Origin of the sequence: Hydrogenophaga sp. YM1 (assembly GCF_016903055.1) — a bacterium.
Classification (GTDB): domain Bacteria; phylum Pseudomonadota; class Gammaproteobacteria; order Burkholderiales; family Burkholderiaceae_C; genus Hydrogenophaga; species Hydrogenophaga borbori.
Genome location: NZ_CP070223.1, coordinates 1,361,005 through 1,373,478, shown reverse-complemented (window position 1 = coordinate 1,373,478; position 12,474 = coordinate 1,361,005). Strand labels below are relative to the sequence as shown.

At 71.4% G+C, this 12,474-nt stretch carries 11 protein-coding genes; 6 read left to right on the top strand and 5 right to left on the bottom strand.

Annotated elements, in window-relative coordinates; genetic code table 11:
- Nucleotides 1-7 precede the first annotated feature (7 nt).
- Nucleotides 8-979, bottom strand: a complete 972-nt coding sequence (locus JNX00_RS06675) for a Bug family tripartite tricarboxylate transporter substrate binding protein (RefSeq protein WP_070398820.1) — start codon at nucleotides 977-979, stop codon at nucleotides 8-10.
- Nucleotides 980-1,078: 99 nt separating this feature from the next.
- On the opposite strand from JNX00_RS06675, the gene JNX00_RS06670 reads away from it, so the two are divergent.
- On the top strand, nucleotides 1,079-1,996 hold the full coding sequence (locus JNX00_RS06670; RefSeq protein WP_070398821.1) for a LysR family transcriptional regulator: 918 nt from the start codon (nucleotides 1,079-1,081) through the stop codon (nucleotides 1,994-1,996).
- 23 nt (nucleotides 1,997-2,019) lie between these two features.
- On the opposite strand, the gene JNX00_RS06665 is transcribed toward JNX00_RS06670, so the two are convergent.
- Nucleotides 2,020-2,721, bottom strand: coding sequence for a Crp/Fnr family transcriptional regulator (locus JNX00_RS06665; RefSeq protein ID WP_070398822.1), 702 nt, complete (start codon nucleotides 2,719-2,721; stop codon nucleotides 2,020-2,022).
- Between the two features lie 69 nt (nucleotides 2,722-2,790).
- Between JNX00_RS06665 and JNX00_RS06660 the strand changes: the two genes are divergently transcribed.
- From JNX00_RS06660 to phnE, 5 genes are all read left to right on the top strand, one after another.
- A complete protein-coding gene (locus tag JNX00_RS06660; RefSeq protein WP_204744456.1) occupies nucleotides 2,791-4,788 on the top strand; it encodes an acetoacetate--CoA ligase in 1,998 nt (665 codons plus the stop codon).
- Nucleotides 4,785-6,077, top strand: coding sequence for an aspartate aminotransferase family protein (locus JNX00_RS06655; protein ID WP_070398824.1), 1,293 nt, complete (start codon nucleotides 4,785-4,787; stop codon nucleotides 6,075-6,077). Before JNX00_RS06660 ends, JNX00_RS06655 begins: the two co-directional genes overlap by 4 nt.
- A gap of 164 nt (nucleotides 6,078-6,241) precedes the next feature.
- The gene (gene phnC / locus JNX00_RS06650; RefSeq protein WP_070398825.1) at nucleotides 6,242-7,075 is read left to right on the top strand and encodes a phosphonate ABC transporter ATP-binding protein; all 834 of its coding nucleotides are present in this window, start codon (nucleotides 6,242-6,244) and stop codon (nucleotides 7,073-7,075) included.
- Between the two features lie 48 nt (nucleotides 7,076-7,123).
- Complete coding sequence (phnD, locus tag JNX00_RS06645; RefSeq protein WP_204744455.1) at nucleotides 7,124-8,080, top strand: phosphonate ABC transporter substrate-binding protein; 957 nt, start codon at nucleotides 7,124-7,126, stop codon at nucleotides 8,078-8,080.
- A 44-nt stretch (nucleotides 8,081-8,124) separates the two neighbouring features.
- The gene (gene phnE, locus JNX00_RS06640; RefSeq protein ID WP_070399203.1) at nucleotides 8,125-8,901 is read left to right on the top strand and encodes a phosphonate ABC transporter, permease protein PhnE; all 777 of its coding nucleotides are present in this window, start codon (nucleotides 8,125-8,127) and stop codon (nucleotides 8,899-8,901) included.
- Nucleotides 8,902-8,905: 4 nt separating this feature from the next.
- On the opposite strand, the gene JNX00_RS06635 is transcribed toward phnE, so the two are convergent.
- Genes JNX00_RS06635 through JNX00_RS06625 form a run of 3 tightly spaced genes read right to left on the bottom strand, consistent with a single transcriptional unit; the run spans nucleotide 8,906 to nucleotide 12,472 of the window.
- Nucleotides 8,906-9,409: a TlpA disulfide reductase family protein gene (locus JNX00_RS06635; RefSeq protein ID WP_204744454.1), complete on the bottom strand. Its 504-nt coding sequence runs from the start codon at nucleotides 9,407-9,409 to the stop codon at nucleotides 8,906-8,908.
- A gap of 4 nt (nucleotides 9,410-9,413) precedes the next feature.
- Nucleotides 9,414-10,358: a LysR family transcriptional regulator gene (locus JNX00_RS06630; protein WP_204744453.1), complete on the bottom strand. Its 945-nt coding sequence runs from the start codon at nucleotides 10,356-10,358 to the stop codon at nucleotides 9,414-9,416.
- Nucleotides 10,359-10,402: 44 nt separating this feature from the next.
- A complete protein-coding gene (locus JNX00_RS06625; RefSeq protein WP_204744452.1) occupies nucleotides 10,403-12,472 on the bottom strand; it encodes a metallophosphoesterase in 2,070 nt (689 codons plus the stop codon).
- Nucleotides 12,473-12,474 lie beyond the last annotated feature (2 nt).

The window sequence follows — 12,474 nt, the reverse complement described above, 5'->3', positions numbered from 1 at the left end:
CTCGGCGTCAGTCCGCGGTGAAGCCCGAGGCCTTGACCACCGGCGCCCATTGCGCGAGGTCGCTGGCCAGCAGCTGGCCGAGTTCGGCGGGGCTGCTAGGGTTGGCCTCCATGCCCAGCTTGAGCAGGCGTTCCTGGATGTCGGGCGTGGCGAGCACCTTGCGCGTCGCGGCATTGAGCCGCTCCACCAGCGCCGCTGGCGTGCCGGCCGGCGCCAGCAGCGCGGTCCACTCCAGCGTGTCGAAGCCGGCGATGCCGAGCTCCTTCAGCGTGGGCACGGTGGGCAGCAGCTGCGCACGCTTGGCGCCGTTCACCGCCAGCACGCGCAGCTTGCCGGCCTGGTGGTGCGGCGCGACGTCGAGGATGGGCAGGATGCCGGCCTGGATCTGGCCGCCCAGCAGGTCCTGCACCAGCGGCGCGGCGCCCTTGTAGGGAATGGCCTGCAGGTCGACCTTGTTGTCCTGGCCGAGCCGGTAGCCGAGGAAGTGCGACACGCTGCCGGCCGCGGGCACGCCGAAGTTGCCGGCCTGCGGGTTCTTGCGCGCCAGGTCCAGCCACTGGGCGATCGAGGTCGCGGGCACGCCGCTGGGCACCGACAGGGCCTCGAAGAAGCTGGTGAGCCGCACCACGGGCGCGAAGTCCTCGGCGGGCTTGTACTTCGCCCCCTTGGTGGTGAGCGGGAGCATCACCATCATGTGGCTGTTGGCGACCAGGATGGTGTTGCCATCGGGCGCCGACGCGCGCACGTATTCGGCCGCGATCTGCCCGCCCGCGCCGGGGCGGTTGTCCACGATGATGGCCGTGCCGAGCTCGTCCTTGAGCTTCTCCGCGACCATGCGCGCGAGCGCATCGGAGGAGCCACCGGCCGTGTAGCCGACGACCAGGCGCAGTGGCGCCTTGGCGGCCTGCGCGTGGCCGATCGCGGGCAGCGCGGCCAGCGCCGTCAGGGCGGAGCAAAGAAGGAACCGGGACAGTTTCATGGGCGGACCTGTGGGGTGGGAAATGGGTCCGCGCAGTATTTGGCAAAGGCCCGCGGCCGAGTAGTATGCCGACCCCGATAAGCTTGATACGCCACACGTATGACGGCCAAACTCGATCGCCTGCAGCTCATCACCACCTTCCTGGCCGTGGCCGAGCGGCGCAGCCTGTCGGCCGCCGCGCGCGCGCTGGGCACCACGCAGCCCACCGTGAGCCGGCGTCTGCGCGACCTGGAACAGCTGCTCAACGCGCGCCTGGCCACGCGCTCCACGCACCGCTTCGACCTCACGGCCGAAGGCGAGGAACTGCAGCGCCGCGCCGTGGCCTGGGCCGACGCCTGGAACGAGTGGGAAGACGCGCTGAAGGTCAGCGCCGGCCTGCCCAAGGGCAAGCTGTCGCTGATCGGACCACACGCCTACGGGCACGCCTTCCTGATGGACGCCGTCCGCCTGTTCCGCGAACGCTACCCGCAGGTGGAGGTGGAGCTGCGGCTCACCGACCGACCGGTGGACATCGTGGGCCAGGCCTGCGACTGCTGGATCCGCGTCGGCAGCAGCGCCGACCAGTCGCTGCACGTGCGGCCCATCGGTCGCATGCGGCGCGTGCTCGTGGCCTCGACGGCCTTCGCGGCGCGGCACCGCGTCCGCACGCCGGAAGACCTGTCGTCCCTGCCCTTCGTGGGACTGATTCCCTACGTGATGGACCGCCTGCCCATGCACACGCAGGACCAGACCGAGCGCCGCACCGTGCCGATCCGCACCCCCTTCACCACCGACGGCCTGCTGGCCAGCTACCGCGCCATGCTCGAGGGCCTGGGCATCGCGGCGAGCGCGCGCTGGCTGTGCGGCCCGGACATCGCCAGCGGCCGGGTCAAGCGCATCTTGCCCAAGTGGGAGCTCGAGCCCATCGCCATCGAGGCGGTGTCCGTCGCCGGCCGCTTCCGGCCCGCCCGCATCAACGCCTTCATCGACGTGCTGTGCGAGGTGATGGCGGGCGTGGAAGGCTTCGATCCGGCCTGAGCCCGGGCCAAGGCGCCGGCCACTCAGCTGCCCATGTCGAGCAGCGCGTCCACGTTCAGCAGCGTGATGCCGCCGTAGCCGGTGCGGATCCAGCCCTGCGCGCGCATCCGGCTCAGCGCCTGGTTGCAGCGCGGCCGCGACAACGAGGCCATGCTGGCCAGCTCTTCCTGCGACAGGCGCAGCTGCGGCGATTCGCTGGGGTTGTGCAGCGGGTGCAGCAGGCCGCACAGGGCGCGCGCCACCTGGGCGTCGGCGTCGAGCAGGCTGTGGTCCGCGTGCTTGCCCATGAACCAGTGCAGGCGCTCGTTGATCTGGCGCAGCAGGAACTCGTTGAACGCGGGCTGCGTGTCGCGCAGCGCCAGGAAGGTGTCCAGCGGCATCAGCGCAACGCGGCTGTCGCGCAGGGCCACCACGTCCGCGTTGCGGGGCTTCTGGCGGATCAGCGTGCCTTCGCCGAACCAGCTGCCGCCGAGCTGCCCGCCCAGCGAGACGCTGCGGCCATCGGCGCTCGACACCGACCATTTGAAGAGCCCGTCGATCACGCCGTACCAGTGGCCGGGCAGATCGCCGCGGCGCCCGAGCGACTCGCCCAGGGGCACCACCACCTCGATCAGGTCGCCGCGCACCCCGGCCTGCACGGCCGGCGGCAGCGCGCGGAACCACGGCGACTGGGCCAGCAGGCCGTCGAGCGTGGGCGAAGGGGCTTTGGAGCGGCGCGAATTCAAGGGAAAACCCTTGGCTGAACTGTCATCGGGTGAACTGTGAGGATACCCGCGGCTGCCCAGAATGGCCTCATGCAAGCAGACCCCCACCCCGACGGCTACGGCCAACTCCTGTGGACCCCTTCGGCCGAACAGGTCGCCGCCAGCCGGCTGGCGCACTACCAGGCCTGGCTGGCCGAGCATCAGGGCGTGCGCACCACCGATTACCACGGGCTCTGGCGCTGGTCGGTGAATCACATCGAGGACTTCTGGGCCTCCATCTGGCGCTACTTCGACGTGGTGGGCGAAGGCCCGCTCACGCCGGTGCTCGGCCAGCGCGAGATGCCGGGCGCGACCTGGTTCCCGAACACCCGCCTGAACTACGCCGAGAACATCTTCCGCCAGGCCAGCACCGAACGCCCCGCCCTGCTCGCGCGCAGCGAGGACGCGCCCTGGCGCGAGGTGTCCTGGGCCGAACTGGAGCGCGACACCGCGGCGCTGGCCGCGCGCCTGCGCGCACTGGGCGTCGGCCCCGGCGACCGCGTGGCCAGCTACATGCCCAACCGCACCGAGACCGTGGTGGCCTTCCTGGCCTGCGCAAGCATCGGCGCCATCTGGTCCAGCTGCGCCCCGGACATGGGTCCCACCGTGGTGCTGGACCGCCTGCGCCAGATCGAACCGACGCTGCTCTTCGCCACCGACAGCTACAGCTACAACGGCAAACGGCACGACCGCGTGCCGCAGGTGGACGAACTGCTCGCCGCCCTGCCCAGCGTGCGCCACGTGGTGCAGGTGCCCGGCCCGCTGCAGGCGCAGCGCGGCGCGCCGGCCTGGCGCGACCGCCTGGCCTGGGCCGACTGCATCGCCACGCCGGCGCCGCCGCGCTACGAACGCCTGCCCTTCGACCACCCGCTGTGGATCGTCTACTCCTCGGGCACCACCGGCCTGCCCAAGGCCATGGTGCACAGCCATGGTGGCATCGTGCTCACCCACCTGAAGACCTGCGCGCTGCAGCACGACCTGCGGCCCGGCGACCGCCTGCTGTTCCTGGGCAGCACCGGCTGGATCGTCTGGAACTTCCAGGTCGGTGCCCTGTTCACCGGCGCGAGCATCGTGCTCTACGACGGCAACCCCAACTGGCCGGACCCGGGCGCGCTGTGGCGCTTCATCGACGAGCGCCAGGTGTCCCTGCTCGGCTGCGGCGCGGCCTACCTCATCGCCGCCAAGAAGGACGGCCTGCGCCCGCGCGACATCGGCCCGCTCAAGCACCTGCGCGCCATCAACGTCACCGGCTCGCCGCTGCCGGTGGACGCGTACCACTGGGCCTACGAGGCGATCAAGCCCGACCTGTGGCTGGCCTCGATCAGCGGCGGCACCGACATCGCCTCGGGCTTCGTGGCCTGCGCGCCCTCGCTGCCGGTGCACGCGGGCGAGATCCAATGCGCCGAACTGGGCGTGGCGGCCCAAGCCTTCAACGACGCGGGCCAGCCCGTGGTGGACGAGGTGGGCGAACTGGTGATCACCCAGCCCATGCCCTCGATGCCGGTGCGCTTCTGGAACGACGCGGACGACCGCCGCTACCGCGAGAGCTACTTCGAGACCTTTCCCGGGGTATGGCGGCACGGCGACTGGATCCGCTTCACGCCGCGCCACACCTCGGTCATCTACGGCCGATCGGACAGCACCATCAACCGCTTCGGCATCCGCATGGGCACGGCCGAGATCTACCGCGTGGTGGAGGAACTGCCCGAGGTGCGCGACAGCCTGGTGGTGGACCTGGAGTACCTGGGCCGCCCGTCCTTCATGCCGCTGTTCGTGGTGCTGCAGCCCGGCCTCACGCTTGACGACGCCCTGCGCCAGCGCATCACGGAACAGATCCGCCGCAAGGCCTCGTCGCGTCACGTACCCAACGAGGTGGTGCAGGTCGACGACATCCCGCGCACGCTGAGCGGCAAGAAGATGGAGGTGCCGGTGCGCAAGCTGCTGCTGGGCGCCGCGCCCGACAAGGTGGCCAGCCCCGACGCGATGCAGAACCCGGCCAGCCTCGACTTCTTCGTGGCCTACGCCAACCGACTGGAGCACACCCCATGAACCTGGACACCGAACTGGACCGGCTGCGCGAGGCCTACGCGGCGCGCCACCCCGAAAGCCTGGCCCGCTACCAGGCCGCCACCGAGGTCATGCCCGGCGGCAACACCCGCTCGGTGCTGTTCTACGACCCCTTCCCCCTGGCCATCGCGCGCGGCGAGGGTGCGCGCCTGTGGGACGCGGACGGCCACGAATACACCGATTTCCTCGGCGAGTTCACCGCCGGCCTGTACGGCCACAGCCACCCCGTGATCCGCGCCGCCATCGATGCCGCGCTGGACGGCGGCATCAACCTCACCGGCCACAACCTGCTCGAAGCCGAACTCGCGCGCCTGGTGACGCAGCGCTTCCCCTCGCTGGAGCGCCTGCGCTTCACCAACTCGGGCACCGAGGCCAACCTGCTGGCCATCACCGCCGCCCGGCACTTCACCGGCCGGCGCCAGGTGATGGTGTTCAAGGGCGCGTACCACGGCGGCGTGCTCACCTTCGCGGCCGGGCCTTCGCCGGTGAACGTGCCCTTCCCCTTCGTGATCGGCACCTACAACGACAGCGCCGGGGCCGCGGCCCTGGTGAAGGAGCACGCGGCCGATCTCGCCGCCATCGTGGTCGAGCCCCTGCAGGGCGCGGGCGGCTGCATCGTCGGCGAGCCCGGCTTCCTGCACGAACTGCGCCGACTGGCCAGCGAGGCCGGCGCCCTGCTCGTCTTCGACGAGGTCATGACCTCGCGCCTGGCGCCCGGCGGCCGGCAGGCCCAGCTGGGCATCCGGCCCGACCTGACCACCCTGGGCAAGTACATCGGCGGCGGCATGTCCTTCGGCGCCTTCGGCGGCCGCGCGGACGTGATGGCGATGTTCGACCCGCGCGCGCCGGGCCACCTGGGCCACGCGGGCACCTTCAACAACAACGTGCTGAGCATGTCGGCCGGCATCGCGGGCCTGAGCCGCGTCTACACGCCCGAGGCGGCCCTGGCCCTCAACGCGCGCGGCGACGCGCTGCGCGAGCGCCTCAACGCCAGCTGCCGGGCGCACGGCCTGGCGCTGCAGTTCACCGGCCTGGGCTCGCTCATGAACCTGCACGGCACAGGCGCCGCGATCCGCTGCGTGGACGACGTCCCCGCCGGCGAGCGTTTCGTCAAGGACCTGTTCTTCTTCCACATGCTCGAACAGGGCTTCTACCTGGCGCGGCGCGGCTTCACCGTGCTGTCGCTGCCGCTCACCGACGCGGACCTGGAGCGCTTCCACGCGGCGGTCGAGGCCTTCCTTCAGCGCTATGGGCCGGTGCTGCCGCGCTGAGCGCGCGCCGGTGCAGGGCCCGGTCCCTGTCGCGCGCGGGGCGGCCGTCGCGCGTGATGCATAGCTTTCTTCAATACCTGGCTGGAGAAATTTGAATGGCGTGGATGGCCCCCTGAGGCCATCCGCGTCACGGAACGGTCACGCGGGCTGGAAAGACTCGCGCCATGACCCATCCCGTCCTTCGGGCGCAAGACCTGCGCCGCACCTACGGCACCCGCGCGGCCCTGCGCGGCGTGTCCTTCGACGTCCGCCGCGGTGAGCGCGTGGCCCTGCTCGGCGCCTCGGGCTCCGGCAAGTCCACGCTGATCCGCTGCCTGAGCGGGCTGGAGACCACCGACCCCGGCACCGGCCGCATCGAGGTCTTCGGCCAGGCGCTGCAGGAGGGCGGCCGCAACAGCCCGCGGATCCGCGCCCTGCGCCGGCGCATCGGCGTCATCTTCCAGCAGTTCAACCTGGTGGGCCGCCTGGGCGTGATGAACAACGTGCTCACCGGCCTGGCCGCCGACGCGCCGCTGTGGCGCGGCCTGCTCGGCCGCTACACGCTGGCGCAGCGGGCCCGCGCGCTCGACGCGCTGGACACCATCGGCCTGGCGCCCCAGGCCTTCCAGCGCGCGTCCACGCTGTCCGGCGGCCAGCAGCAGCGCGCCGCCATCGCCCGCGTGCTGGTGCAGGGCGCCGAACTGGTGCTGGCCGACGAACCGGTGGCCTCGCTGGACCCGCAATCCACCCTGCGCGTGATGGAGCAGCTCGCCACCCTCAACCGCGACGCCGGGCTCACGCTGATCGTCAGCCTGCATCAGGTCAGCCTGGCGCGCCGTTACTGCCACCGCGTGCTGGCGCTGCGCGACGGCGAACTGGTCTACGACGGCCCCAGCGCCGCCCTCACCCCCAGCTTCCTGCAGCAGCTGTACGGCACCGCGGCCGACGAGCTGCTGCACGACGGCCCCGGCTTCTCGGCCGCGGCCGCCGAAGCGCCGCCGCTCGCGCTGGCCGCCTGAACCGGTCCCCGCGCGGCCCTTCCGTTTCCCTTCGCCAAAGCCACCACCATGTTCAAACACAAAGCCCTCTTCGCCTTCGCCGCCACCCTGATCGCCAGCAGCGCCACGCTGCACGCGCAGGAGATCAACTTCGGCATCATCGCCACCGACACCGCCTCGACCCAGCGCGAGCGCTGGGAGCCTTTCTTCCGCGACATGGAGAAGAAGACGGGCCTGACGGTCAAATCCTTCTACGCGCCCGACTACGCCGGCGTCATCGAGGCCATGCGCTTCAACAAGGTGCAGGTGGCCTGGTTCGGCAACAAGTCGGCCATGGAGGCGGTGGACCGCGCCAACGGCGAGGTGTTCGCGCAGGTCATGTTCGCCGACGGCAGCTTCGGCTACAAGGCGCTGCTCATCACGCACAAGGACAGCCCGTACCGGTCGCTCGACGACGTCTTCAAGCACTCGAAGTCCATCAACTTCGGCATCGGCGACCCGAACTCCACCTCCGGCTTCCTGGTGCCCACCTTCTATGTGTTCGCCCAGAACAAGGTGGACTACCGCACCCGCTTCAAGACCATCCGCAACGCCAGCCACGGCGCCAACATCCAGGCCGTGCTGGCCAAACAGGTGGACGTGGCCACCAACAACACCGAAGAGATCGAGAAGCTGCGCGCCAACAAGCCCGAGCTGCTGGCGCAGCTGCGCGTGATCTGGGAAAGCCCGCTGATCGCCAGCGACCCCTTCGTCTGGCGCAAGGACCTCGACCCGGCCGTCAAGACCAAGCTGGCGAACTTCGTCGTCAACTACGCCAAGTCCGACGAGCAGGAGAAGGCGATCCTCAAGAACATCTACAACTACGGCGGCTTCCGCGCCTCGACCAACGCGCAGCTGATCCCCACCCGCCAGCTGGAGCTGTACAAGGACCGCAACAAGGTCGAGAACGACGCCGCGCTGGACGCCGGCGCCAAGGCCAAGGCCCTGGCCGAGATCGACGCCAAGCTCGCGCAGCTGCAACCGTGAGCGCCGCGCACCCCATCAACGCCAGCGCCGCCTCGCTCGCGCAGTTGCGCCAGCGCGCCGCCGCCGAGCGGCCCGGCCCGGGCACCTGGGCCGCCTGGGCGGCGGTGGCGGTGCTGCTCGGCTGGTCGTGGCGGGGCGCCGAGATCCAGCCCTTCGCCCTGGTCGACAACGCCGGCAACATCGCCACCTACGCGCGCGACTTCTTCCCGCCGGACTTCCACGATTGGCGCATCTATGCCCGCGAGATGCTGGTCACCCTGCACATCGCCGTCTGGGGCACGGTGCTGGCGGTGCTGGCCGCCGTGCCGGCCGGCCTGCTCTGCGCCTCGAACATCGCGCCGGCCTGGGTGCACCAGCCCATGCGCCGCCTCATGGACGCCTGCCGCGCGATCAACGAGATGGTGTTCGCCATGCTGTTCATCGTCGCCGTGGGCCTGGGTCCCTTCGCCGGCGTGCTGGCGCTGGCGGTGCACACCACGGGCACGCTGGCCAAGCTGTTCTCGGAGGCGGTGGAGGCCATCGACCCGCGCCCGGTGGAGGGCATCCGCGCCACCGGCGCGCACAAGCTGGTGGAGGTCGTTCACGGCGTGATCCCCCAGGTGCTGCCGCTGTGGATGGGCTTCACGCTCTACCGCTTCGAATCGAACGTGCGCTCGGCCTCGGTGGTCGGCATGGTCGGCGCCGGCGGCATCGGCGTGGTGCTGTACGAGGTGATCCGCAGCTTCCAGTACGCGCAGACCGGCGCGGTGCTGCTGATCCTGGTGGTGACGGTGTCCCTCATCGACCTGGCCTCGGCGCGGCTGCGCCAGCGCTTCATCTGACGCGCTAGAGGAAACGGGAGATCTGCTGCACGTCTTCCTCGAACAGCTGCCCGACCTCCGACATCACGACCCGCCCGTCCCGACCGCGCACGCAGGTGACGGGTATGGCCTTGCCCGGGCGGGGCATCACGCGCTCGATGGCGGGCGTGTAGTGCGCGGTGGGGAAGGTATAGCCCCGCCGCGCCATGTACTGGCGCGCGTCCTCGATGCGCTTGTCGACCGCCAGGCCAAGCATCAAGAGGCCGCGCGGGCGCTGCGCGTCCCACAGCTTCTGGATGAAGGGGTTGGTGGCGCCACAGAAGGGGCACCAGCTGGCCCACCAGTAGACGAGCACCACCTGCCCTTGCGCCGCCGAGGCCTTGAAGGCGCTGCCATCGAACAGCGGGGCGTCGGGCAGCGCCAGGGCGGTGCCGACGGCCGGTGGCGGCACCTCGTCCGCTGCCTGCGCCAGGGGCGCGCGGGCCAGGGAGGCGGCGCCCAGCGCCTGGAGAAGGGTTCGTCTGTCCATGGCTTCAGTCCTTGCCGCGCGGCGCGCGCTGTGGCCTGGCGGGCGCCTGCGCGCGCAGCGCCTCCCGCAGGCGTTCGATGGAGGCCGCCTTGGCCGCGTCCGGCGGTCCCTGGCGGGTCACGAAGTAGGTGCTCCAGCCCGCGCTGGTCTTGAGCAGCGGCGCCACGCAGAAGTCCCGCTCGGCCAGGTGGCGCGTGGCGTACAGCGGCAGCACGGCCACGCCGAGCCGGGCGCGCACCAGCTCCAGCGCGGTGGAGAGCAGTTGCACCTCGTAGCCGATGGCCAGGCCTTCGTGCGCGGCGATCTGGTCCTGCAGCAGCAGGTTCCATTGGCCGCCGGTGCGGCCCACCAGCACCAGGTCGGTGTGGTGCAGGTCGCTCCAGCCCAGTCCGCCGGCCCGCTCGGCCTGTTCGTCCAGTGCGCCGCCGCGCGCGCACACCACGGCGATGCGGTCCTCGAACAGCAGCGTGGAGCGCAGCTCGCCCGACAGGCGCAGCGGCGAATCGATGGAGCCGACGGCGACGTCGGCCTCGCCCTGCAGGAGCATGTCGCCCAGCATGCCCACGGGGCGGTCGAAGAGCGCGATCTTCAGCTGCGGGTCGCTGGCCTGCAGGCAGGCAATGGCCGGCGGCAGCAGCGCCGCCGACGAGAGCGAACCGGCCGCCACGCGCAGCACGACGCGCTGCGCCGCCCCGCCCAGCCGCAGGTCCTTCAGGGCGCGGTCGATCTCCAGGTCCGCGCGCTGGCCGGCGCGCTGCAGGTGCTCGCCGGCCTCGGTCAGGCTGATGACCCGCCCGCGCTGCACCAGGGGCATGCCGATCTCTTCCTCCAGTTCGCGGATGAGCGAACTCACGGCCGACTGCGTGATGAAGAGCTTCTCGGCCGCGCGCGTGAAGCTGCCGGTCTGGCCGATGAGGGCCAGGGCCTTGAGCTGGCGAAGGGTGGGCATGGCCGATTATGGTGGCCGCGTCCGCCCGCGGCGGGCGCGCCGCCTCAGGCCAGGGCGCGCTCTGCCACGCGGCTGGTCGCCAGCTCGATCAGGCAGGGGCCATCGAGCACCTTCGCGGTATCGGGGTCCGACGCGGGCCAGGGCCGCTCCTCGCCGCTCGCCAGGTCCAGCCAGCGCCGCACCCGAAGGTCCTGCGTGTCCAGCCAGTCGGGCAGCTGCATGAGCGCGGCGCCCCCCAGGGGCAGCACCAGCAGCAGCTGCGACCGGTCCATCCGCGCGGCGCCGACCAGGAACTGCGGGTCGCGCACCCAGCGCGGTGTGTCCATCGCGGGCAGCTCGCTCAGCGCGCCGTGCAGGTTGCGCAGCGCCTGGCCTTCGCGCTTGGGGTTGAAGCGGCGGTCCACCAGGCCGGCGCGCGGGAAGTAGCCGCGGTCGACGTCGCTGAGCGTGTCGAGGAACACGTCGGCCTGCGGGCAGCCGCGGCTGGTGAAGGCCGCGCCGAGCGCGCGCACGCCGTTGGCCTGTGCATCGGTCCGCGCCTGGGCCGGGCTGTCGGACGCCAGCCGCACGTGCACCTGCGCGCGCAGGCCGTGGCGCGCCGCGAAGGCGGCGGCGCCGGTGATGCCTTCGTCGACGTCGGTGTCGGCCGCGACGCGGAACACCAGGCCGTCGAAGCCCTGGCCCCGCGTGGCCTGAAGCAGCGCCTCCGCGGCCGGGTCGGCCGGGCCCGCGAAGCCGTGGTCCACCAGCAGCTTGATCTGTTTGCCGTCGCGCGACTGGCCCGAGGCGCTCCAGAAGCGCGAGAGGTGCAGCGGCACACCGACCCGCGCGCGCAGCGCGCCGAGCCTCCCGCCGAGGTCCGGCGCCAGCGGCCATTTCACGATGAGCTCCAGCGCCCGCAGCAAGCCCTGGTGTTGGCGCAGCAGCTCGATCTGCTCGTCCGTGGGCCAGCCAAACAGGAAGACCGTGAAGCGGCTGCCCAGCGCGGCCAGGGCCCGCATGCGCGCGCGCGAGGCCGGGTCGGCCAGGTCGTCCAGCGGCACGCGCAGCGCGCGAATGCCCATCTCCCAGAGCGCGAGGATGGGGTAGTCGTTGCGCGCCTGCTTGCGGCGGAACTCGTCAAGCATGCTGCTGTAGGGGATCTGGTGCAGCTCGCCCCAGTGGTAGCGCAGGTCCAGGCCCAGGCCGGGTTCGCGCCCGGCGGCGGCGGGCGGCAGCTGGGGCCAGTCGCGCTGCACCTGGGGCGCGGCGCCCTCGGGCCGGTCCTGAGTACGGATGAACTGCGGCACCAGCCGGTCCGGATACACGTCGACCACCAGCACGCCGAGCTTGGACACGTCGTTGCGGCCGTTCTCGTGCTCGCTCGGCTGGCCCACGGCGAACAGCTCCGAGTAGTCGCCGCGCACGAAGGCGGTGGACGGCAGCGAGAAGATCGGCGTGCCCGCGTGCTCGTTGAAGAAGAAGTTGTGCACGTGGCCGGTGAACACGGCCGCCAGCCGGTGCCGCGCCACCAGCGACAGCAGCCAGGAGCGGCCGGGCTCGTCGATGTTGTCGTAGTGGCCGTGCTCGTCGGCACGGGCGATGAAGGGCGGGTAGTGCACGAAGAGCAGCGTGCGCCGGCCGGCGTGGGCCTGCAGGTCCTGCTCCAGCCAGCGGGCCTGCCGCGCCTCGGCGTCCAGGCCCGAGTTGATGAGCGAGGTGTTGATCACCACGAAGTGGCAGTCGCCCCGGTCGAAGGCGTAGAAGTGCTCGCCGAAGTGGCGCTGGTAGAGCTCGACGTAGGGCTCGCAGATCTCGCCGGCGGGCACGTAGTCCGCGCGCTTGTCGCCCACGTCGTGGTTGCCCGGCACCAGGTGCAGGGGCGCCTTGAGCCGGCCCACCGCCGCCTTGAAGCGCGCCACCGCGTCGGGGTAGGACACGGCCTCGGGCACGGGGTGGATCATGTCGCCCACGTGCACCGTGAAATCCGGCGCCAGGGCATTGAGCACCTCGACGGTGTGCGCGAGGCGGGCGTTGGTGAGCCGGTGCGACTCGTAGGGCGAGATCAGGTCTTCGTCGGAGGGGTTGACGTGGCTGTCGGCGATGACCGCGAAACGGAAGAGGCGTTCGGACATGC